The organism is Paraburkholderia sp. GV068, from assembly GCF_003058125.1.
GTDB classification, from domain to species: Bacteria; Pseudomonadota; Gammaproteobacteria; order Burkholderiales; family Burkholderiaceae; genus Paraburkholderia; species Paraburkholderia graminis.
Genome location: NZ_QBUB01000007.1, coordinates 283,553 through 305,374, shown reverse-complemented (window position 1 = coordinate 305,374; position 21,822 = coordinate 283,553). Strand labels below are relative to the sequence as shown.

The 21,822-nt window shown below is 64.6% G+C and carries 18 protein-coding genes; 11 read left to right on the top strand and 7 right to left on the bottom strand.

Features of this window, described 5'->3' with window-relative positions; genetic code table 11:
- Positions 1–69 precede the first annotated feature (69 nt).
- Both C8K18_RS17150 and C8K18_RS17145 read right to left on the bottom strand, forming a co-directional pair.
- The gene (locus C8K18_RS17150) at positions 70–1,326 is read right to left on the bottom strand and encodes an MFS transporter (protein WP_029969112.1); all 1,257 of its coding nucleotides are present in this window, start codon (positions 1,324–1,326) and stop codon (positions 70–72) included.
- Positions 1,323–2,333 (bottom strand): PRC-barrel domain-containing protein, encoded by a 1,011-nt coding sequence (locus C8K18_RS17145; RefSeq protein ID WP_107708456.1) that lies wholly within the window; start codon positions 2,331–2,333, stop codon positions 1,323–1,325. Before C8K18_RS17145 ends, C8K18_RS17150 begins: the two co-directional genes overlap by 4 nt.
- Before the next feature lie 564 nt (positions 2,334–2,897).
- Here C8K18_RS17145 and C8K18_RS17140 point away from each other — a divergent pair.
- Positions 2,898–4,280: an NCS2 family permease gene (locus tag C8K18_RS17140; RefSeq protein ID WP_006051136.1), complete on the top strand. Its 1,383-nt coding sequence runs from the start codon at positions 2,898–2,900 to the stop codon at positions 4,278–4,280.
- A gap of 72 nt (positions 4,281–4,352) precedes the next feature.
- Here C8K18_RS17140 and C8K18_RS17135 read toward each other — a convergent pair whose 3' ends face one another.
- On the bottom strand, positions 4,353–4,535 hold the full coding sequence (locus C8K18_RS17135) for a hypothetical protein (protein ID WP_006051135.1): 183 nt from the start codon (positions 4,533–4,535) through the stop codon (positions 4,353–4,355).
- A gap of 166 nt (positions 4,536–4,701) precedes the next feature.
- Positions 4,702–5,622, bottom strand: coding sequence for an NAD-dependent epimerase/dehydratase family protein (locus C8K18_RS17130; RefSeq protein WP_107708454.1), 921 nt, complete (start codon positions 5,620–5,622; stop codon positions 4,702–4,704).
- Between the two features lie 113 nt (positions 5,623–5,735).
- Here C8K18_RS17130 and C8K18_RS17125 point away from each other — a divergent pair, with 113 nt between their 5' ends.
- The 10 genes from C8K18_RS17125 (at position 5,736) to C8K18_RS17080 (ending at position 18,461) form a co-directional block, all read left to right on the top strand.
- Positions 5,736–6,683 carry a LysR family transcriptional regulator gene (locus tag C8K18_RS17125; protein WP_107708452.1) on the top strand — a complete coding sequence of 316 codons (948 nt, stop codon included), beginning with the start codon at positions 5,736–5,738 and terminating at the stop codon, positions 6,681–6,683.
- A 301-nt stretch (positions 6,684–6,984) separates the two neighbouring features.
- Positions 6,985–8,508, top strand: a complete 1,524-nt coding sequence (hutH, locus tag C8K18_RS17120) for a histidine ammonia-lyase (RefSeq protein ID WP_006051132.1) — start codon at positions 6,985–6,987, stop codon at positions 8,506–8,508.
- Positions 8,509–8,529: 21 nt separating this feature from the next.
- On the top strand, positions 8,530–9,225 hold the full coding sequence (gene hutC / locus C8K18_RS17115) for a histidine utilization repressor (protein ID WP_006051131.1): 696 nt from the start codon (positions 8,530–8,532) through the stop codon (positions 9,223–9,225).
- A 63-nt stretch (positions 9,226–9,288) separates the two neighbouring features.
- Positions 9,289–10,977, top strand: a complete 1,689-nt coding sequence (gene hutU / locus C8K18_RS17110; protein WP_006051130.1) for a urocanate hydratase — start codon at positions 9,289–9,291, stop codon at positions 10,975–10,977.
- A 2-nt stretch (positions 10,978–10,979) separates the two neighbouring features.
- Complete coding sequence (locus tag C8K18_RS17105) at positions 10,980–11,666, top strand: HutD family protein (RefSeq protein ID WP_107708450.1); 687 nt, start codon at positions 10,980–10,982, stop codon at positions 11,664–11,666.
- Complete coding sequence (gene hutI / locus C8K18_RS17100; protein WP_107708448.1) at positions 11,663–12,922, top strand: imidazolonepropionase; 1,260 nt, start codon at positions 11,663–11,665, stop codon at positions 12,920–12,922. The genes C8K18_RS17105 and hutI overlap by 4 nt, the downstream gene beginning before the upstream one ends.
- A 15-nt stretch (positions 12,923–12,937) precedes the next feature.
- Positions 12,938–14,335 (top strand): formimidoylglutamate deiminase, encoded by a 1,398-nt coding sequence (locus tag C8K18_RS17095; RefSeq protein ID WP_107708446.1) that lies wholly within the window; start codon positions 12,938–12,940, stop codon positions 14,333–14,335.
- Between the two features lie 73 nt (positions 14,336–14,408).
- Complete coding sequence (gene hutG / locus C8K18_RS17090; protein WP_006051125.1) at positions 14,409–15,221, top strand: N-formylglutamate deformylase; 813 nt, start codon at positions 14,409–14,411, stop codon at positions 15,219–15,221.
- 581 nt (positions 15,222–15,802) lie between these two features.
- Positions 15,803–16,471 carry a hypothetical protein gene (locus C8K18_RS17085; RefSeq protein WP_053857875.1) on the top strand — a complete coding sequence of 223 codons (669 nt, stop codon included), beginning with the start codon at positions 15,803–15,805 and terminating at the stop codon, positions 16,469–16,471.
- 82 nt (positions 16,472–16,553) lie between these two features.
- A complete protein-coding gene (locus C8K18_RS17080) occupies positions 16,554–18,461 on the top strand; it encodes a DUF3857 domain-containing transglutaminase family protein (protein ID WP_374710132.1) in 1,908 nt (635 codons plus the stop codon).
- Between the two features lie 16 nt (positions 18,462–18,477).
- Here C8K18_RS17080 and C8K18_RS17075 read toward each other — a convergent pair whose 3' ends face one another.
- The 3 genes from C8K18_RS17075 to pdxY all read right to left on the bottom strand — a co-directional run bounded on the left by C8K18_RS17075 (position 18,478) and on the right by pdxY (position 21,603).
- Positions 18,478–19,629 carry a branched-chain amino acid ABC transporter substrate-binding protein gene (locus C8K18_RS17075; protein ID WP_107708442.1) on the bottom strand — a complete coding sequence of 384 codons (1,152 nt, stop codon included), beginning with the start codon at positions 19,627–19,629 and terminating at the stop codon, positions 18,478–18,480.
- 467 nt (positions 19,630–20,096) lie between these two features.
- Entirely contained in the window at positions 20,097–20,558 is a 462-nt protein-coding gene (locus C8K18_RS17070) for a hypothetical protein (protein ID WP_006051121.1), read from the bottom strand.
- 178 nt (positions 20,559–20,736) lie between these two features.
- On the bottom strand, positions 20,737–21,603 hold the full coding sequence (pdxY, locus tag C8K18_RS17065; protein WP_006051120.1) for a pyridoxal kinase PdxY: 867 nt from the start codon (positions 21,601–21,603) through the stop codon (positions 20,737–20,739).
- Between the last annotated feature and the right edge of the window lie 219 nt (positions 21,604–21,822).

The window sequence follows — 21,822 nt, the reverse complement described above, 5'->3', positions numbered from 1 at the left end:
CGCATCGCGCGCCGCAGACCGGGTGGTTTTCTTCAGCCGCGTTCAGCCGCGTTCGTTCGCGGCTTCGCTTTATCTGACCGCCGAGCCGCCGCCGCCCGCTACCGCTTCGCCATCTTCCTCCGCGGCGGCATCGCGCGTCTCGGGCATCGCCGCCCACACCAGCAGCACGGCCAGCGCGCCCGCGGCCGCGAGTCCGAAGAACGCGACCGCATTGCCGAAATGATCGGCGATGAAACCGGCCGCCGTCGTGCTCAACGTCGCGCCGATGCCCGCCGCCAGCCCGAAGAGGCCAATGCACAGGTTGTAGCGCCCCTTGCCGCCGGCGACGTCGGCGGCAATCAGAGGCAGCATCACGCCGAACACCGCAGCGCTCAGACCGTCGAGCAGTTGCACCGGTACGAGCAGATACGGGCTGCTGATTCCAGCGAACAGCAGCGCGCGGATCGGCAACGCGGAAAAGCCCAGCAGCAGGATTGGCCGGCGTCCCCAGCGTTCCGCCGAACGGCCGACCCACGGCGACATCATCGCGACGATCGCTTGCGGCACGATGATGCACGCCGCGATCACGAGCTGCACGTTGTCGCCCATGCCCGCAGTGACTTCGCCGGCGGCGAGATTGAGCATCGCCGCGTTGGACAAGTGAAACAGCACGATGCAGGCCGCGAACAGCAGCATGCGCCTGTCGCGCAGCAGCTCGCGCAGACTTTCGCGGCGCTCAATCTGCTCCGGCGTCGGCGCGGCTTTCGGCAACTGGATTGTGTCGGTGCGCTGGATCATCGAGAGCGCGACCAGCGCGGGCACGGCGAGCCCCGCGGTCAGCCAGAACACCGCGCGCGGCGAGTAGTACTCGCCGAACACGCCCATCAGGCCGGCCGCGACCGCGCTGCCGATCGACGCCCAGCGCGCGTTGCGTCCGAGCCGGTCGCCGAGATTCGCGCGCCCGACGAGCGCGAACGAAATCGCGGCGAGCGCCGGCGTCAGCATGCAGCTCGCGAATCCGTGGAAGACTTCGGCGGCGATCACCGGCAGCACCGTCGGACTCGTGGCGAGCAGCACCGCGCTCACGATGATCGCGAAGATCGCCCAGGCGGCCGCGCCTTTCTTGTTGCGCAACGCGTCGACGGCGGCGCCGCCCGGCACCTGGCTCACCATCGCGCTGATCGTGCCCACGGAAAGCGCCATGCCGATCTCGCCCTGGGTCCACTTATGCGACGCGAGATACGACGCGATGAACGGACCGAAGCCCGTCTGCACGTTTGCAACGAAGAAGTTCAGCCAGTCGAGTGCGCGCAGACTTCGCGCGGTAACCATAGTGCGGCCTGTCATCGGACCGCCCGTGCGTTTGAACCGGCCGCGGAGGTTGCCGCGGAAGCAGGAGCGGAAGTGGGCGCCGCAGCAGCCGCAGGCGCGGTCGCTGTGGACGCAGGCGCAGCAGCAGCGGCGGGCGGCGCGGGCGACACCGCGCGGATCGGCTTATCGCTCGCGTAGGGTGGCGCCGCGTTGATCTGCGCATCGCTCAAATCGATTAGCGGATGCAGCTCCTTGTCTTTCGTGACGAAGCGCAGCGCCGACCAGTTCGCGGCAATCGTGCGCCGCTCGGTGCTGACCATGCCGTTGACGTCGAGCACGACCGCCTGCGGCTGCGCGCTGGCGTCGATCAGCACGTCGATCACGCGGCCCACCTTGGCGCCGTTCGAACGCTCGACGGTCGCGTCGATCAGCGGCAACTGCATCGCCGCATTCGACTTCGCCGGATTCACCGGCACCGCCGACGGATTCAGCGTGATCGGCGCGGTCTTCGCGGCCGGCGTGAAGCGGAACGCGTTCCACGCGAAATTGACCTTGCGGTCGCCGACACCCAAGAAGCCTTGCAGATTCACGACGACTTCACGCGGCTTGCCGCTCGCGTCCGCGATCATGTCGACCGCCCGTCCGACGACCTTGCCGTCCGGCTTCTGCACCTGGCTGTCGAGCAGCGTATGCGCGTCGTTGCGCTCGATCGTGCGCACGAGGATCAGCGGCGGAGGAGGCGGCGGCGGGGGAGGCGGCGCAACGACGGGCGGCGGCGGCTCGACCTTGTGCGGCTTGACGACCGGCTTCTTCGGCTTCTTCGGCTGCTCGGGCTCGGCGGCTTCGGTTTCGACGGGCTCCGGCGCCGATGCGGCCACCGGCGCGCTCGCGGCTTCGACCGGCATCACCGTGGCTTCGACGATCGGCGCCTGCTGCGTGCCCCACAGCAGGCTGCTGCAACCGGACAGCGCAAGCAGCGCCAGCAGCGCGAACGCGGCGAGAAGGGTTTGACGCCATGCGGGAAGCGAAAAGCCGCCACTCATCGGGGAAAACTCCATGGACCGGTGCGGCTTTCGAGGGGCCGCGGTTGGACAGTACGGCCAAGAGTTTAACCCGCGACGTCGGCGGGGCCCGTTTTCGGGGCGTGGCGAGCGCGCCGCGGCAAGCACGCTTCGTGCCGCAGCGCGCTGCAAAGGTACGCGGCTGAATGCAAGGCTGAATGTTCGCCCACGCGTTCCTGCTTTGCGGACATTGCAGAGTCCAAAGCTCTCAAAAGGCTTTCATCTGTCCTATCTCAGCTGCGAAGACAGACAGCCAGGCGGTAGGTGTAAACACGCGGATCCACGACGACCTTCGCCGTCGCTTAAACGATATAAGCATCGCGACATGCCGGGCATGCCATCCATGCGATGGGAGATATATCTGCATTGGCCTACATTTCGAGACACAAAACGAGACACAAAAAAACACAAAGCGGGCCGACGCAGACAAACGCGGACAACGCGCTTCATCGCACGCACACATCAATTAAACCAACGCAACGAGACGAACCTGATGACGGCCACTTCGACGGCCGTTTCAGCATGCTGATAAAGGAGGCACTCATCATGATGGAACCCCACGCCCAGCCGCTTTCCGAAGCCGGCGCCGAGTCATTCGACACCAAGGGCTTTCTCGACCGCTACTTCCAGATTTCCGCGCGCGGCAGTTCGCAGCGCCAGGAAATCGTCGCGGGAATTACGACTTTTCTCGCGATGGTCTATTCCGTGTTCGTGGTGCCGGGCATGTTCGGCAAGGCGGGCTTCGACACGAGCGCGGTGTTCGTCGCCGTGTGCCTCACGACCGCGTTCGGCTCGCTGCTGATGGGCGTGTGGGCGCGTCTGCCGATCGCGATCGGCTGCGCCATTTCGCTGACCGCGTTCACGGCGTTCGGCCTCGTGCTCGGCAAAGGTTTGCATCCGACGGTCGCGCTCGGCGCGGTGTTTCTGATGGGCGTCGTGTTCACGGGCATTTCCGTGACCGGCGTGCGTTCGTGGATTCTTCGCAATCTGCCGACGGGCATCGCGCACGGCACGGGCATCGGCATCGGTCTTTTTCTGCTGCTGATCGCCGCCAACGAAGTCGGTCTCGTCGTCAAGAATCCGGGCGCCGGTTTGCCGGTCGCGCTCGGCAACATCACTGCGTTGCCGGCGCTGATGTCGGTCGCGGGACTCGCGGCGATTTTCGGGCTGGTGCGCCGTCGCGTGCCGGGCTCGATCCTGATCGTCATCGTCGCCATTTCGGCGATCGCGCTGCTCGTCGATCCGGCCGTGTCGTTTCATGGCGTGTTCGCGGTGCCGTCGCTGAGCGCGCCGGGACACGAGTCGCTGATCGGCGCAATGGACATCAAGGGCGCGCTCTCGATGGCGGTGCTGCCGAGCGTCCTCGCGCTCGTGATGACCGCGGTGTTCGACGCGACCGGCACGATCCGCGCGGTCGCCGGACAAGCGGGTCAACTCGATGAAAACGGCCGCATCATCAACGGCGGCCGCGCGCTGACGGCGGATTCGGTCAGTTCGATTTTCTCGGGCCTGCTCGGCGGCGCGCCGGCTGCGGCGTACATCGAATCGACGGTCGGCGTGGCGGCCGGCGCGAAGACCGGCATGGCGGCGGCGGTGGTCGGCCTGCTGTTTCTCGGCGTGATGTTCTTCTCGCCGCTCGCGGGCCTCGTGCCTTCGTACGCGACGGCGCCCGCGCTCATGTATGTCGGACTCCTGATGCTCTCGAACGTGAGCAAGCTGCATATGGACGATATGGTCGACGCGATGTCGGGTCTCATGTGCGCGGTCTTTATCGTGCTCACGGCGAACATCGTGACCGGCATCATGCTCGGCTTCGCGACGCTCGTGATCGGTCGCGTGGTGAGCGGCGAATATCGCAAGCTGAACGTGGGAACAGTGGCGATTGCGCTCGTGCTGGTGGGGTTTTATCTGGGCGGCTGGGCGATCTGATCTGATCGCATGATGTGATAGTTGATGCAGCGCGCGCGTGCGGCCCGTGCTAACGAATGCCGCGCGCCGCGCTCACAACGCCATGTCGAATGCAGGCTTGAGAAACAGTTCGATCGCCATCACGGCGAGACTCATCAGGGCCGCCGACAAGGTCAACGTGCCGTACTCGTCGTAGCGTGCATCGTAAAGGCACGCGACGACGAACAGAATCGCCAGCAGATTCGTCAGCCAGTCGAAATTCAGCGCCAAAGTCATCGATCCAATCCGGGCTCATGGGCGGCTCGAATGTCGAACCGCGGGGCTCAGCTTCACGCGCAAAACTGCGTGGTTTAGCTGAGCGCGATTCTATCGAGTTGAGCTTACGGATTAGCAACGCCGGCGCTTACACAACTTACATCGCTTAATACACCGCTTAAGCCGCTTAAGCCGCTTGAGCCGCGAGCCCGGCCATCATGTCGCGCTCGATCCACTCGATCACCGACGTGCGCTTCGGCTGCCAACCCAGCAGTTCGCGCGCGCGCTCGCCGCGCACGCGGCTGTTTGAACCGAGCCCGTACGACGCCATTTCGTAGCCCCATTCTTTTTGCGCTTCGTCGAGCGGCCAGTCTTGCGGCTCGCCGAGGTTCATCGCGCGGGCAATCGCGGCGCTCATCTCGCGGAACGACGCTTCACCGCTTTCGACGAAATAGAACATGCCGGCAGGGCTTTTCTCCAACGCGAGCCGATAGAGTTCCGCGACGTCGTCGATATGCACGTTCGACCACGTGTTGCCGCCGCTGCCGACATGGCGCACCACGCCGCTCTTTTGCGCCTGCCGCACGAGGCGCGGCAACTGCACGCTCGCGCTGCCCGCCACCGCGCCGTGTCCGTAGATCAGCGTATTGCAAAGCACCGCCGAGCGGATATTGCGCTGTGCCGCTTCGAGCACCTGACGGTCGATCGCGACGCGTGCCGCTTTGTCCGCGGTCGGCTCGGGCAGCGCGTCTTCGTGATAGATGCGCGCCTGCGCCGCTTCGCCGCCGGACGCATCGCCGACGATGCTCGAGCCGCTCGTATGCAGAAACGGTTTGCCGGAGCCGGCGAGTCCTTCGATCAGCGCGCTCACCGCGCCTTCGTGATCGCTGCTGGCGGCATTGATGACGGCGTCGGCGGCTTGCGCTTCGGCGATCAGCAACGCGCGGTCGTCGAGCGTGCCGATAACCGGTTCGATGCCGAGCCGCTTCAACTCGTCGCGATGTTCGGGCTTGCGGATCAGACCGCGCACCTGATGACCGGCGCGCACCAGATGCGCCGCAATCGAACCGCCGATAAAACCGCTTGCGCCTGTAATGAAAATCTTCAAGACGTTCTCCTGAGTGCCTGAGTGGAAACACGATGACAGGCATGCAGTATCCGCCGTCTTGATTCTCGCAAAAAGCGTGTTAGTCTCAAATCAATCTTGACTTGAAATCAATAATGAAAACTTCCACGGACGAGTTGCTGGTGTTCGTCAGCGTGATCGACAGCGGCTCGATCACGGCGGCCGCCGAGAAACTCGGGCAGACGGTTTCCGGCGTGAGCCGCGCGCTCACGCGCCTCGAAAAGAAGCTCGACACCGCGCTCGTGCGGCGCACCACGCGCCGTCTGCAATTGACAGAGGAGGGCGAAGGCTTTCTGCAGCGCGCCCGCGCGATTCTCGACGCGATGGAAGAAGCCGAGGAATCGGTCGCGCGCAAGCGTCGGCGGCCGTCGGGGCGTCTGCGTGTCGATGCCGCGTCGCCCTTCATGCTCCACTGCATCGCGCCGCATATGACGGCGTTTTCCGCGCTGTACCCGGAGATCCGGCTGGAGTTGACCAGTAGCGAGCGCATCGTCGATTTGCTCGAGCAGAAGGTGGACATCGCGATCCGCATCGGCGCGTTGCAGGATTCGACGCTGCATGCGCGCGCGCTCGGCAGCAGCAAGCTGCGTGTGGTCGCGAGTCCCGCGTATCTCGCCGAGCACGGCGAGCCGAAAACGGTCGACGCGTTGCGCGAACATCGGCTGATCGGATTTACCGCGCCCGAGCATCTGAACCGCTGGCCGTTGCGCGAGCGCGGCAAGCGGGCGGGCAAAGGCACGAGCAAAAGCACGAGTCGTACTGATCGTGCCGGCGGCAAGCCCGAGCCGCTGAAAATCCAGCCGTCGATAACGGCGTCGAGCGGCGAGACGCTGCGCCAACTCGCGCTCTCCGGCTGGGGCATCGCCTGTCTCGCCGATTTCATGACCGCCGCCGACATCCGCGATGGACGGCTCGTGCCGATCCTCGGCCATGTGCTGCTCGACGAGCGTCAGCCGGTCAGCGCCGTCTATTACCAGAGCGCGTCGCTTGCCGGGCGCGTGCAGTGTTTTCTGGATTTCATCGCGGCGCGCGTGCGCCTGTAGCGGCGCGTTCGACGCCACCGCCCTAAACAAAGCCTGCGGCTCTGACGAGCGCGCGGGCTTTTTTACGTGGGTGTTTTGTCCATGTGGCGGCGTAAATTATGAAGGTGTATATACAAGCTATGCGCGATTGAGCGCGCTGCGCTCTTAGTCGCTTCGCCCGCGGTACGGCGGGCCTGCACGCCTACATCAACTACCAGCATTGCCTTAGTGGAAAGCCCTGGGCCTCGAATCTTAAAAACAAGTTGTATATACAAGCCGCGGCCGCTAGACTTTCTGAAATTGTATAGACAGGACAACAACCATGATGACTCTGAAGCCCGGCCACCTGACCCTCCCGCAACTGCGCCAGATCGCGCGTGCCCATGTGCCGCTGAAGCTCGATCCCGCCAGCCACGCCGCCATCGACGCCTGCGCGAAAGCCGTCGCGGACATCGCCGCGAAAGGCGAGCCGGCCTACGGCATCAACACGGGTTTCGGGCGTCTCGCGAGCACGCACATTCCGCACGATCAGCTCGAACTGCTGCAACGCAATCTCGTGTTGTCGCACGCGGTCGGCGTGGGTGAGCCGATGTCGCGTCCCGTCGTGCGTCTGTTGATCGCGCTGAAGCTGTCGAGCCTCGGCCGCGGTCATTCGGGCATTCGCCGCGAAGTCATGGAAGCGCTGATCACGCTGTACAACGCCGACGTGCTGCCGGTGATTCCGGTCAAGGGTTCGGTCGGCGCATCGGGCGACCTCGCGCCGCTCGCGCATATGTCGGCGGTGCTGCTGGGCGTCGGCGAAGTGTTCGCGAAGGGCGAACGCCTGCCGGCCACCGAAGGCCTCGCGCTCGTCGGCCTCAAGCCGCTCACGCTGCAAGCGAAGGAAGGTCTCGCGCTGCTGAACGGCACGCAGGCATCCACGGCGCTCGCGCTCTACAACATGTTCGCGATCGAAGACCTGTACCGCACCGCGCTCGTGGCGGGCGCGTTGTCGGTGGATGCAGCAGCCGGCTCGGTGAAGCCGTTCGACGCGCGCATTCACGACCTGCGCGGCCATCAAGGACAGATCGACGCCGCCGCGGCGTATCGCTCGCTGCTGCAAGGCTCGGGCATCAACGTATCGCACGCCGATTGCGACAAGGTGCAGGACCCGTATAGCCTGCGCTGCCAGCCGCAAGTCATGGGCGCCTGTCTCGATCAGATGCGTCATGCCGCCGACGTGCTGCTGCTCGAAGCGAACGCCGTCTCCGACAATCCGCTGATTTTCCCCGACACCGGCGAAGTGCTGTCGGGCGGCAACTTCCACGCCGAGCCGGTTGCTTTCGCCGCGGATAATCTCGCGCTCGCGGCCGCGGAAATCGGCGCGTTGGCCGAGCGCCGCATCGCGTTGCTGATCGACGCCACGCTGTCGGGTCTGCCGCCGTTCCTCGTACGCGACGGCGGCGTGAACTCCGGCTTCATGATCGCTCACGTGACGGCCGCCGCGCTAGCGTCGGAAAACAAGACGCTCGCGCATCCGGCTTCCGTCGATTCGCTGCCCACGTCGGCCAACCAGGAAGATCACGTTTCGATGGCGACGTTCGCCGCGCGCAAGCTCGGCGACATCGCCGAAAACACGGCGAATATTCTCTCTATCGAATTGCTCGCCGCCGCTCAAGGTGTCGATCTGCGCGCGCCGCACAAGACCAGCCCGAGCCTGCAAAAAGTGATGGACGCGGTGCGCAACGACGTCGCGCATTACGAGCTCGATCATTACTTCGCGCCGGACATCGCGGCGGTGACGCGTCTCGTGCAGAACGGCACGATCGCGAAGCTGAGCCCGTTCTCCTTCGTCTCCGAACAGTAAGCGGACAGCGAGCGGCAGCCAATGAACGCACCGGCCTACCAGGGCATCAAGGACTTCATCCTCGCGCGCATTCATGCGGGCGAATGGGGTGAAGGCGACCAGGTGCCGTCCGAAAACGAGCTCGCACGCGAATTCAACGTCGCGCGCATGACGGTCAACCGCGCGTTGCGCGAGTTGACCTCGGAGCAGGTTCTCACGCGCGTGCAGGGCTCGGGCACGTTCGTCGCGCGCCCCAAGTACGAGTCGACGCTGGTGGCGATCCGCAGTATTTCCGACGAAATCGTCGCGCGCGGGCATCGCTATCAGGCGAAGGTGCTGCACATCGGCGCGAGCATTGCGGACGCCGCGCTCGCCGAGGAAATGCAGGTTAGCGCGGGCAGTCCGGTGTTTTTCTCGCGTGTGCTGCACTTCGAAAACGACGAACCGGTGCAGCTCGAGGAGCGCTGGGTCAATCCGGCCGTCGCGCCCGAGTATGCATTGCAGGACTTCACGAACACCACGCCGAATCAGTACCTCGTTCGCGTCGCGCCGCTGCAGCGCGTCGAATACCGGATCGAGGCATTGGCGGCGGACGGCGACACGCGCGAGCTTTTGACCATGGACGAACTCGAACCCTGTCTCGTGCTGCATCGGCGAACGTGGTCGCAAAGCCAGGTCGCGTCGATCGCGAATTTATGGCATCCAGGCAGCCGCTACCGTTTCACCGGACATTTTTGATCCGCTTTCCGAGCGATTTTCCCCGACACATTCTGATCATCTTTACGCATTCCGAGGGCCACCATGAACAACCCGAAACACATCGACCCGCGTCTCGATCCCACTCGCACGATCCGCGCGCCGCGCGGCGCCGAAAAGACCTGCAAGACCTGGATCGCGGAAGCCGCGTATCGGATGATCCAGAATAATCTGGACCCCGAAGTAGCCGAGCATCCGCATGCGCTCGTCGTGTATGGCGGCATTGGCCGCGCGGCGCGCAACTGGGATTGCTTCGATCAGATTCTCGCATCGCTGAAGGACCTGAACGAAGACGAGACTCTGCTGATTCAATCGGGCAAGCCGGTCGGCGTGTTCCGCACGCATGCCGACGCGCCGCGCGTGCTGCTCGCGAACTCGAACCTGGTGCCGCATTGGGCGACGTGGGAACATTTCCACGAACTCGATCGCAAGGGCCTGATGATGTACGGGCAGATGACGGCGGGTAGCTGGATCTACATCGGCAGCCAGGGCATCGTGCAGGGCACGTACGAAACGTTCTTCTCGGTGGCGAACCAGCATTTCAACGGCGATCCGAAGGGCCGCTGGATTCTCACCGGCGGTCTCGGCGGCATGGGCGGCGCGCAGCCGCTCGCGGCCACGATGGCCGGCTTCTCGATGATCGCGGTGGAGTGCGACGAGACGCGCATCGACTTCCGTCTGAAGACGCGCTATGTCGACAAAAAAGCGAAGACGCTCGACGAAGCGCTTGCCATGCTCGACGAAGCGAAGCAGGCGGGCAAGCCGGTGTCGATCGGTCTGCTCGGCAATGCCGCCGACGTGTTCGCCGAGTGCGTAACGCGCGGCATCACGCCGGACTGCGTGACCGATCAGACGAGCGCGCACGATCCGATTCACGGCTACCTGCCGCAAGGCTGGAGCGTGGAAGACTGGCGCGAGCGCATGAAGACCGCGCCGGATTCGATCGTCGTGCCGGCGAAGCAGTCGATGGCGAAACAGGTGCAGGCCATGTTGACGTTGCAGCAGCGCGGCGCGGCCACGCTCGACTACGGCAACAACATTCGTCAGATGGCGCTCGAAATGGGCGTTGAAAACGCGTTCGATTTTCCGGGCTTCGTGCCGGCGTATATCCGCCCGCTGTTCTGCGAAGGCAAGGGGCCGTTCCGCTGGGTCGCGCTGTCGGGCGATCCCGAGGACATCTACAAGACGGATGCGAAGGTCAAGGAACTGATTCCCGACGATCCGCATCTGCATAACTGGCTCGACATGGCGCGCGAACGCATCGCGTTCCAGGGCTTGCCGGCGCGTATCTGCTGGGTCGGCGTGAAGGATCGCTATCGTCTCGGCCAGGCATTCAACGAAATGGTGAAGAACGGCGAACTGAAGGCGCCGATCGTGATCGGCCGCGATCACCTCGATACCGGTTCCGTCGCGAGCCCGAATCGCGAAACCGAATCGATGAAAGACGGCTCGGACGCGGTCAGCGACTGGCCGTTGCTCAACGCTCTGCTGAATACGGCTGGCGGCGCGTCGTGGGTGTCGCTGCATCACGGCGGCGGTGTCGGCATGGGCTTTAGCCAGCACTCGGGCGTCGTGATCGTCGCGGACGGCACGGACGCCGCGAAGGAACGCCTCGGCCGCGTGCTGTTCAACGATCCGGCAACGGGCGTGATGCGTCACGCGGATGCGGGCTATGAACTCGCGCAGCAAACCGCGCGCGAGGCGGGTCTCAATCTGCCGATGCTGGGCCGTTGAGCATGACGCTCGCGGGCAGCATGGCGACGCTCACGTTGATCCGCGGCGCCGAGCTCGTGGCGTCGCCGTGGAAGAACGGCGGCGGCGTGACGCGCGAGGTCGCAGCGTTTCCCGCGGATGCCGGGCTCGACACGTTCGTATGGCGCGTGAGCGTGGCGGACGTTGCGCAAGCCGGGCCGTTTTCGCGCTTCGCCGGAATCGATCGCACGCTGGTGCTGTTGTCCGGCGCGGGCATGCTGCTCGATGAAGCGCAAAGCGGCGAAGCTGTGACCACGCATGCGTTGACGCAACCGTTCGATACCGCGCGCTTTGCCGGCGAGGCGCACATCGACGCACGTCTCGTCGACGGTCCGACGCGCGACTTCAATCTGATGGTGCGCCGTGACCGCGCGCAAGGCGAGCTGGACGTGTGGCACACGACGCAGCAGCAGGCGCAAACCGAACACACGTTATCCGCGGATGTCGCGCTGCTGTATTGCGCGAGCGGCGCCATTGCAGTCGCATTGGGCGATGCAGAAGCAGATTCACAAGCAGATTCACAAGCGCAACGGCTCGAACCAGGCGACACCTTGCGCATCGACGCCCCGAACAATCTCTCATGCAGGATAGAAGGCGAAGGCGCGTTGCTGGCAATCCGCATTCGCTACACGCAACCAGCCACGCAACCAGCAGCAGCGAGCATCCGATGAAGCAAACTGTCTGGCATCAACTGAAACTGTGCCCTCAGGGCGACCCCGACCATACGCTGCCCGACGCGGCGATCGCCGTAGAACACGGCACGATCGCGTGGCTCGGCGCGTCCGCCGATCTGCCTGCGCAATACGCCGCGTGGCCGCGCGAAGAGTTGCACGGCGCGTGGGTGACGCCGGGTCTCGTCGATTGCCATACGCATCTGGTATACGGCGGGCAACGCGCCGATGAATTCGCGCAGCGCCTCGCGGGCGTCAGCTATGAAGAGATCGCGCGTCAGGGCGGCGGCATCGTGTCGACAGTGCGCGCGACACGTGCTGCGAGCGAAGATGCGTTGTTTAATCAGTCGGCCGCGCGGCTCGAGCCCTTGCTTGCCGAAGGCTTGACCGCAATCGAAATCAAATCCGGTTACGGGCTCGACCTCGACAGCGAGCGCAAGATGCTGCGCGTCGCGCGCCAGTTGGGCGAACGCTATCCGGTCACCGTCTACACGACGTTCCTCGGCGCGCACGCATTGCCGCCCGAATTCGCGGGCCGCGCCGATGCGTATATCGACGAAGTCTGCAACACCATGCTGCCCGCGCTCGCGGACGAAGGTCTCGTCGACGCCGTCGATGTGTTCTGCGAGCGCATCGGCTTTTCGCTCGAACAAAGCGAGCGCGTGTTCAACGCGGCGGCGCGCTACAAGCTGCCCGTGAAAATGCACGCTGAGCAGTTGTCGAATGGCGGCGGCACCGCGCTTGCCGCGCGCCATCGCGCGTTGTCCGCGGATCATCTCGAGTTTCTCGATGAAGCCGGCGTCGCCGCGATGAAAGAGGCCGGCACCGTCGCCGTGTTGCTGCCCGGCGCGTACTACTTCATTCGCGAGACGCAACTGCCGCCGCTCGATCTGCTGCGGCGTTATGAAGTGCCGATTGCGATTTCGACCGACAGCAATCCGGGCACATCGCCCGCCACGTCGTTGCTGCTGATGATGAACATGGCGACGACGCTATTCCGCATGACCGTGCCCGAAGTGCTGAAGGGCGTGACATCGAATGCGGCGCGCGCGCTCGGCAAGGCGGACCGTCATGGTTCGCTCGAAGCAGGGCGCGCTGCCGACTTCGCGGTGTGGTCGGTCGACTCGCTCGCGGAGCTTGCTTACTGGATCGGGCGTCCGCTGTGCTCGCGGGTCGTGCGTGCAGGCGAGACGGTTTATGCCGCGCCTTCGCGTGCTTCTAGTGCTTCGAGTTCTTCTACACGCGACGCGAACTGAGTCAGGACCTGAGAGATGACACCAGAAAAACAGTCGCTATTCGCCGAACACGCGTATCTGCCGGACGGCTGGCGCCGCAACGTGCTGCTCGAATGGGACGCTGACGGCACGTTGACGGCAGTCACGCCGGACACTGCGGAAATTCCCGCAGACGTGCAGAAAGCCGCGGGTCCGATATTACCTGGCATGCCGAACCTTCACTCGCATGCGTTCCAGCGCGCGATGGCGGGCCTCACCGAATATCGCGCCGCTTCCGGCAACGGCGCCACCGACAACTTCTGGAGCTGGCGCGATCTGATGTATCGCTTTGCCGCGCGCATCACGCCCGAAGGATTGGCGAGCGTCGCGCAATGGCTCTACATCGAAATGCTGAAGGCGGGCTATACGTCGGTGTGCGAGTTTCATTACGTGCATCACACGCCGGACGGCAAGCGCTACACGAACCAGGCGGAACTTGCACAACGTGTCGTGGATGCGGCGTCGGCGGCCGGCATCGGCATGACGATGCTGCCGGTGCTCTATCAGTACAGTGGTTTCGGCGCGCGCGCGCCGCGCGACGATCAGCGGCGCTTCATCAACACGCCGGAAAGTTTGCACGAACTGCTCGCCGCGTTGCGCGCCGCTCGCCCTGAAAACGCGGCGTTGCGCTATGGCGTGGCGCCGCATTCGTTGCGCGCGGTGTCGGAGCAATCGCTGCGTGCCTTGCTCGACGGCCTGGACCGCAGCGCGCCGGTTCATATCCATATCGCCGAACAGACCGCCGAAGTCGACGCGTGCATCGAAACGGAAGGCGCGCGTCCGGTGCAGTGGCTGCTGGATCGCTTCGACGTCGACGGAAGATGGTGCCTCGTGCACGCCACGCATGTCGATGCAAACGAGACGCTCGCGCTCGCGAAGAGCGGTGCCGTTGCGGGCCTGTGTCTGACCACGGAAGCGAATCTCGGCGACGGTATTTTTCCGGCGCACGAGTATCTCGACGCGCAAGGGCGCATCGGCGTCGGCTCGGATAGTCACATCGGCGTCGACTGGCGCGCGGAATTGCGCCTGCTCGAATACGGGCAGCGTCTGACGCGCCGGCAACGCAACGTGCTGGCATCGGTACACAGGCCTTATGTGGCCGATCGTCTGTTCGACGCGGCGCTCGAAGGCGGCGCGCGCGCCACGAGACGCGCGACGGGTGCATTGCAAGCCGGCCATCGCGCGGATTGGCTCGTGCTGGACCCGGATCACGCGAGCATTGCCGGGCACGCGCCGAATAACTGGCTCTCGGGCGTCGTTTTCTGCGAGCATGGCGAGACGCCGATCCGCGACGTGTACGCAGGCGGCGACAAGCTGGTCGAGAATCGCCGGCATCGCGACGAAGAGGGCGCTTACGCGCGCTATCGCATCGCGCTCGCGGAACTGCTCAAATGAGTTGACGCGATGCACGCAACCGCACGCGCGGCGTGCCCGCGTCACCGCAACGTTCTTCCGATTCAGGACTGACATGACTGCTTCGAACACTCCACCGGTTTTCACGCTGCATCGCGGCAACCTGCCGATGCTGATCTCGATCCCGCATCTGGGCACGCAGATCCCCGCGGACATCGCCGCGACGATGACGCCCACGGCGCTTCGCACCGACGATTGCGACTGGCATCTCGACCGGCTCTACGCATTTGCGAAGCGCATGGGCGCGTCGATCATCGCGCCGACTTACGCGCGTTACGTGATCGACCTGAACCGTCCGCCCGACGGCGCGAACCTGTATCCGGGGCAGGACACCACGGGCTTGCTGCCCGTCGATACGTTCGACAAGGAGCCGTTGTACCGCGAAGGTCATCTGCCGGACGATACTGAGGTGGCCCGTCGTCGCGACGCTTACTGGATGCCGTATCACAGCGCGCTCGCAGGCGAACTCGCCGCGCTCAAGGCGCAGCACGGCAAAGTGCTGCTATGGGAAGCGCATTCGATCCGCTCGCGCGTGCCGCGTTTCTTCGAAGGGCGCTTGCCGGACTTCAACTTCGGCACGTCGAACGGCGCGAGTGCGATGGCGGGTCTCGCCGAGGAATTGGCTGCGATCGTCGAACGGCATGGCGTTTATTCGGCTGTCGCGAATGGGCGCTTCAAGGGCGGCTACATCACGCGCGAGTATGGTCAGCCTTCACAAGGCGTGCATGCGGTGCAACTCGAGTTGTCGCAAATCACGTATATGCAGGAACAGTTGCCGTACGCGTACGATGAAACGCTTGCCGCGAAGATCGAGCCTTTGCTCGAGCAACTCGTCGCGACCGCGTTGGAGCGCGTGAAGACGGCGTGATCGCGGGCGCGGACCTCTCGCGCGCGAGATAGACAACCAAAAAGAATGGCCTCGCAAAAAATGCGAGGCCATTTTCATTCGCGCGACGCTTGGCGTGAGCGTCCGCCGCCGTTACCCTCTATGCGAGGCAAGCTTAACGGCAGTGGCGTTCCCAGTGGTGATGCACGCGCACCTTCTTGCAAACTTCGTGATGGTGCCCAGCGGCCTGTGCGGGAGCGATTGCGCTGAAAGCAGCAGCGGCTGCGGCAAGAGCCAGGACGATCTTCTTCATTACAAAACCCTTAATCAGTGTTGTGGAGTTGGCGGTGCAGCAGGACGTATGCCGCACGGCACGCAAGCATGCCACATCGACGGCTGCTGCGGAGGAACGCCGCCGCTCCGTCAGTGTCAATCCTCACGGCGGATGGCGCAAAAGGCCGTCCGCGTTGACGTGGAGCAAGGCGAGCCGGTCTCCGCACAAAGTTCGCGTGATGTGCGGCGTGCCGCTTGCAAGCGAGGCCGGGCAACGGCTACCCTTTCAGAATGATGACGCTCGTCACGGCGTCGTCTTGACATCGGGCAAAAAGATGGAAGACCCCGCAATGGAAGATTCCGACGAATTGCTGCTTCCCGTCTGGCGCGCGAATCTCGTGCTGCTCACGCGCGAGGTCGGCGCGGCGAGTCGGCTCGCGCGCATGATGACGTTTTCCGCGAGCTATCTGAAGTTGATGTTGTCGGGCCAGCGCGAATTCAGCGAGGAGTTCGTGCGCGGCATCGAAGCGGTGACCGGCTTGCCGAATGGCTGGATGAACGCGCCGCATACCGAGGAAGAGATTCCGCCCAACGCGCGCGCCGCGATCGACAACGAAGAGCCGCAGGCGCGCTTTCGCGGCACCGCGCATCCCGCGCGAAAAAAGACTGTGCTGCGGCCGCCCGAGCCGATTTTCGGCCAGAGCGCGCCTGCCAAACGTATCGAGGACGAAGCGCTGGACGCCGAAGCGCATCGGCGTCAGGCGTACTTTCGCAAGGTCCGCGAGCTTGCGCTTCAGGAGGTCCGGCGTTTCGAGCGGCATCTCGCGCATGCGCCTGTCGAACTGCCGTCGTTGCGCGCCAAGGTCGAAGAGGTGATTGCCGCCGCCGATCCCGACGGTCCGATACAGGCCGATCTTGCCGGGCGGCTCGAACAGATCGAGAAGCATCGGCATTTGCTGTTGCGGCATGTGGAGAGCCTGCAGGCGTTGCTCGCGCAACTCGGCGAGGGCGACGGATGAGCGGCGCGGCCGGTGGCCTGCTCACGGGGGCATTACGCGGGAAAGAGCGGTCATGACGCGGTGCGTGAGCGTCCTGAGTTGCATGAAGCTGCTGCGGTGCCTGCGGATAGCCACCGCGCTCGCACTAGGCGCGGCAGCGTCTGCCGCTTTCGCCGGCGGCGCAACCCCCGATCCCTCCAGCGACGACCGCGCGCCCTACACAACCGAGCGCGACGTTCATCTCTTCGTGATCCAGAAAGACGGTTCCATCGAGGAACACGACGACAGCGTGTTGCGCGCGAACACGGCGAGCGGCGTCGACGACATCGCGCAACGCTACGTGTGGTTCAACAAGGACATCGAACAGGTGCAGTTGCTCGCCGCCGAGACGATCGATCCGGACGGCGCGACGCACACGGTCGGTCCCGAAGCGATCCGCGACATTCAGGAGCCGCGCTCGGCGGGCGCGCCGAGCTTCCAGGACGGTGTGTTGCGCACGGTGATTTTTCCGGGCGTCGAGCCCGGCTCGCGCGTCCATCTGGCGTTTCGCAAGACGCGCGCGAAGCCGTTGCAGGCGGGCACGTTCGCGTATCTCGTCGAGCCGACGCGCGAACCGGTCGAGGATCAACGCCTGATCTTCGATCTTCCCGCCGATGTGCCGCTGTATGCCGACGCGCGCGGCTACACGGCATTGCCGCCGGTCAGCGAGAATGGCCGCACGCGTTACGAATTCCGCTACCAGCATGGACCGTATGCGCGGCTCGAAGCGGGCGCGGTCGGCTATGCGAATTGGGGCGATCGTCTGATGGTGTCGACCGTGCCGGACTTCGCGAGCTTCGCCGCGCGTTATCGCGGTCCCGCAACCGACGCCACCTTCGACGATCCCGCCATCGTGCGGCTAGCGCAGTCGCTCACCGCGCGCGCCGCGGACCCGCGCGAGAAGGCGCGGATACTGTACGACTGGTTGCGCATGAATATCCGCTACGTCGCGCTTTTTCTCGGCGAGACAGCGGCGATTCCGCACAAGGCGGCCGACATCCTGCGCAATCGCTATGGCGACTGCAAGGACCACGTCGCGCTGTACAGCGCGCTGCTGGCCGCGGTCGGCATTCGCAGCGAGGCGGTGCTGCTCAATCTCGGGCCGTACTATAGTCTGCCGAACGTACCCGGCTACGGCTCAAGCGCGATCAATCACGCGATTATCTGGATTCCTGAACTATCGCTGTACGCGGACACGACCGCGGGCGGCGTGGGCTTCGCTTATCTGCCCGCCGCCGTGATGGACCGGCCCGTCTTGCTGGTCGGCGAAGGAACGCTGTCGCGCACGCCCGCCACTCAAACGCGCGAGCGCACGGCGCGCGTGCAGATCGACGTCGATGAAAACGGCACCGCGAATTACGCCTATCGCGTGGAAGATGCGGGATTCACCGCGGAGATCGAGCGCAATATCTTTCGACGCGCGTCGCGGCAGCGCACGCAGCAGATCGCCGGCAATCGTCTGTTGCAAACCGGCCTGCATGGCAGCGCGCAATTGCGCACGGGCGACGTCGCCGCGACGGACGGGCCGTTCGCGACGTCGATAGAGGGCAAGCTCGAGCACTTCATCTGGAGCGACGGCACGACCGCCGTGCCGTCGCTGACGAGCTTCTCCGGCGGCATGGGTTCGCAGGTGCAGGCATGGCTCGCGGAGCCGGCTCGCACGCAGCCGTGGACCTGCATCGGCGGCGCGTTCGACGAGACGCTCGAAATCACGCTGCCGCGCTTCGCGAAGATAACGGACATGCCCGTCGATACCGATGTCCACGACAAGTTCGTCACGTTCTCGTCGCGCTATGTATTCGACCCGGCGGCGCGCGTGTTGCAGATCAGGCGGCAGCTTCGCGCCGCCTTCGGACACCAGATGTGTTCGGCAGAAGAGTTTGCCGCGATGAAGGACGACCTCGTGCGGATCGAGCGCGACCTCGACGCACAGATCGTCGTCAAGGCCGCGCGGCCTGCGTTGAACCGCTAACGGAAACTAAGGCCGCTCAGCTCCCGCTCTTCGTCACGACCGGAACCCACGCGCCGTTCTTCACCTGATACAACGTCGACGCGCCGCTTTTCAGCGCGCCGGTGTTGTCGAACGAAATCTTGCCGGTCACGCCTTCGAAGTCGATCGTCTTGAGCATCGGACGGTAGTCGTTCGGCGACGTCGATTTCGCCTGCTGCATCGCCTTGATCGCGGCCCACGCGCCGTCGTAACCGAACGGCGCATACGACAGAATCTCGCCGCCGAAGCGCTTCTTGAACTTCGCGGAGAAGTCCTTGCCGCCGGGCAGTTGCGCGAGCGGGCGGCCGTATTCCCAGGCCATCACGCCTTCCGCCGCGTCGCCGGCGAGCTTGATGAACTCGGGGTCTTCCACGCCGCCGCCGCCCACCAGTTGCGCCGTCACGCCGAGCTGCTTCATGCGCCGCGCGAAACCGGCGGCCTGCGTATCGAGCCCGCCGAAGAAGACCAGGTCCGCGTTCGCCGCCTTGATCTTGGTGATCTGCGTGCTGAAGTCGACCGCGTGATTGTCGGTGTACTCGCGCGCGACGATCGTGCCGCCATGCGCCTTCACCGCCTTCTCGAACTCGTCGGCTTCGCCCTGACCAAAAGCGGTGCGGTCGTCGATGATCGCGATGCGCTTCGCCTTGCTCACTTCGACCGCATAGACGCCTGCGTTGCCGGCGTTTTGCGCGTCTGTCGAAATCACCATGAACGTGTTCGCGAAGCCGCGTCCGGTGATGATCGGGTTGGTCGCCGCCGGATCGATCACGGGAATGCCGGCCTGCTCGTAGATCTGCGAGGCGGGAATCGTCGTGCCCGAATTGAAGTGGCCGACCACCACCGAGACGCCCGAGTCCACCAGTTTCTGCGCGACCTGCACGCCGATGCGCGGGTCCGCCTGGTCGTCCTGCGAGACGATCTGGAACTGCGCAACCTTGTCGCCGATCCTGATCTTCTGCGCGTTGGCTTCCTCGATGGCGAGCCGCACGCCGTTTTCGAGGTCCTTGCCGTAGCCGGCGTTCGCGCCCGTCATCGGCGCGGCGAAGCCGATTTTCACGGGCATGTCGTCGGCGAAACCGGCGAGCGGCGCGACCGCAAAGAGGGCGCCGACGAACAGGGCAAGCGGTTTGAGCGTGGTGTGGTGACTCATGGTCTCTCCTTACTTCGACAGTTCGAGTGATGAAAGCGGCAAAGCGATGACGCGGCTCGGCGCTGACAAAGCGAGCGGGTTCCCGCGGGCACGAAGGCTCGCGATGCACCGTGCGGAGTACGTGTGGTTGTATTCGCACGCCGGTCATGTGGCGCGAATATAGGAAGCCAATATGCGGCCGTCTTGGCAGTTCGCGGCGCTTTGAATGAGGATTTCGGCATAAGCTCGCGAGGGGGGCCGCGAGCGTTGATGGGTGCGGAAGCGGGAGTGCGGATTGGCGCACACATGCATGGAGACATGTGGCGAAGTGGTGGGCTTAACTGGTTGCAGGTGTCGAAGCTATGTGTTCAACACACAGCACGAAGATGCGCGCGAACACGATGGCCGCGGGGTGCAAGAGGAATGCGAGAGAAGCGAGCAACAGGACGCGCGAGCCCATGCCCGCGCGCTCGCCTAAGTAACCAGCCTTACCGCTCGCCTTGCTGACGCAGCACTTCTTCGCGCAGACGCAGCAGCGGCGCTTTGGTTTCGTCGTCGGCCCACGTGTCGAGATCGTCGATCGCGCGCTGGCAGCCGTCGAGCACGAGGTCGAGGTCCACCGGCACGCCGTTGTTCAGCGCGAATTCGATCGTCTCGGCGAACTGCTGGCAGTCGTCCTCGCCGTACGAAATGTCGAGGTTGTCCGCGATCACTTCGGCGATGTTGCTGCGCGCCTTGTCGTCGGGCGTCACCATGTCGATGATGCCGCGCGCCACGGCCGGCGAGTAGTAAAGCGCGATGTCGAGCCACTGCGCGGGGTCGAAGTCGGGCTGATCGAACTGGTTCTCGAAGAACTCGATGGCTTCCTGTTCATGCACCTCGTCGGCGTCGACGCTGATGCACAACTGCTCAAAATACTCTTCCCGCTCGCTGCGGATATAACCGTCCATCGATGCCTCGTCTGCTGAATGCCGGATGCCTGAGAAAGTCGCCGCGCGAAGCCGCAAAGCCGCAAAGCCATTATCGGCTCGCGCGTGCGGCACGCATTATAGGACGACCGGCCGGCTGACAAGGTTCCTGGCGGCGCAACGCCGGCAACGCTGCGGCCCGCGCCGCACGATGCGCAAGCTACGCGGTCTCTGCCACCCACGCGTCGAACCATTCGCGCGGCTGCGCGATTTCGTTTTGCGCGGGCACCAGTTCCAGTTCGTAGCGCCCGGCTTGCCACGTCGCCTTGACGACCGCGTTGACCGCGGCGAGCGTGTGCTCGAACGCGCCGCGAATCGTGTCGCCGAGCAGCGTGCGCGCGACGAACACCGCACTCGTCAGATCGCCGACGCCGACCGGCTGCCGCGCGAACGGATAGAGCGGGCGCTGGCCCATCCACGCCTCGCGTTCGGTGACGACGAGCATGTTGAAACGATCCGCGGGACTGTTGCGATCGAGCAGATGCTTGACCAGCACGAGCTTCGGTCCGCGCGCGATGATCTCGCGGCACGCGGCGACGGCTTCCTCGAGCGTCTCGATCTCGCGGCCCACGAGCCGCTGCAATTCCGTGTGATTCGGCGCCATCGCGTCGGCCACTTCCGGCATGGTGTCGACGAGAAACTGCTGGATGCCGGGCTCGACCTTGCAGCCGCTTGCCGCGCCCATCACCGGATCGCAGAAGTACCAGGCGCGCGGATTGGCGGCCTTCACGGCCTTGACGATTTCCAGCACCGACTGCGCCTGCTCCGGCGTGCCGAGATAGCCCGAGAGCACCGCGTCGCAGCGCGGCAGCATGCCGATTGCGCCGATGCCTTCGGCGAGTTCTTCCATCTGCGCGGCGTTGATGGCGGTGCCGGTCCAGTGGCCGTATTGCGTGTGGTTCGAGAACTGCACGGTGTTCAGCGGCCACACGTTCACGCCAAGCCGACGCATCGGAAACACGGCCGCGCTATTGCCCGCGTGCCCGAAAACGACATGTGACTGAATGCTGAGAACGTTCTTCGTCATGGTATGGCTCGCGCAGGCGGACGTGCGCGATCGGTGAAAACGGGAGGGATGCGCGGCGGCGCTGTTCGGGCATGAACCCGCTACGCCGCGCGCAGGACTGCTTCATGTATTGCAAGAACAATGCACGGTCTGCATCGTAGGGAAACAATACAGGAGTTTGCCGCAAGCCAGTTGATCCGTCCCCGTGCTGTTGCGCCGAACCATCACCGGCGACGGCTC

Bases quoted from the DNA above. Each gene is read 5' to 3' on its own strand.
- C8K18_RS17105 (WP_107708450.1), top strand. From the start codon at position 10,980: ATGACGCTCGCGGGCAGCATGGCGACGCTCACGTTGATCCGCGGCGCC.
- C8K18_RS17085 (WP_053857875.1), top strand. From the start codon at position 15,803: ATGGAAGATTCCGACGAATTGCTGCTTCCCGTCTGGCGCGCGAATCTC.
- pdxY (WP_006051120.1), bottom strand. From the start codon at position 21,603: ATGACGAAGAACGTTCTCAGCATTCAGTCACATGTCGTTTTCGGGCAC.
- hutG (WP_006051125.1), top strand. From the start codon at position 14,409: ATGACTGCTTCGAACACTCCACCGGTTTTCACGCTGCATCGCGGCAAC.
- C8K18_RS17135 (WP_006051135.1), bottom strand. From the start codon at position 4,535: ATGACTTTGGCGCTGAATTTCGACTGGCTGACGAATCTGCTGGCGATT.
- hutU (WP_006051130.1), top strand. From the start codon at position 9,289: ATGAACAACCCGAAACACATCGACCCGCGTCTCGATCCCACTCGCACG.
- C8K18_RS17125 (WP_107708452.1), top strand. From the start codon at position 5,736: ATGAAAACTTCCACGGACGAGTTGCTGGTGTTCGTCAGCGTGATCGAC.
- C8K18_RS17150 (WP_029969112.1), bottom strand. From the start codon at position 1,326: ATGACAGGCCGCACTATGGTTACCGCGCGAAGTCTGCGCGCACTCGAC.
- hutC (WP_006051131.1), top strand. From the start codon at position 8,530: ATGAACGCACCGGCCTACCAGGGCATCAAGGACTTCATCCTCGCGCGC.
- C8K18_RS17140 (WP_006051136.1), top strand. From the start codon at position 2,898: ATGATGGAACCCCACGCCCAGCCGCTTTCCGAAGCCGGCGCCGAGTCA.
- hutI (WP_107708448.1), top strand. From the start codon at position 11,663: ATGAAGCAAACTGTCTGGCATCAACTGAAACTGTGCCCTCAGGGCGAC.
- C8K18_RS17070 (WP_006051121.1), bottom strand. From the start codon at position 20,558: ATGGACGGTTATATCCGCAGCGAGCGGGAAGAGTATTTTGAGCAGTTG.
- C8K18_RS17080 (WP_374710132.1), top strand. From the start codon at position 16,554: ATGAAGCTGCTGCGGTGCCTGCGGATAGCCACCGCGCTCGCACTAGGC.
- C8K18_RS17075 (WP_107708442.1), bottom strand. From the start codon at position 19,629: ATGAGTCACCACACCACGCTCAAACCGCTTGCCCTGTTCGTCGGCGCC.
- C8K18_RS17095 (WP_107708446.1), top strand. From the start codon at position 12,938: ATGACACCAGAAAAACAGTCGCTATTCGCCGAACACGCGTATCTGCCG.
- hutH (WP_006051132.1), top strand. From the start codon at position 6,985: ATGATGACTCTGAAGCCCGGCCACCTGACCCTCCCGCAACTGCGCCAG.
- C8K18_RS17145 (WP_107708456.1), bottom strand. From the start codon at position 2,333: ATGAGTGGCGGCTTTTCGCTTCCCGCATGGCGTCAAACCCTTCTCGCC.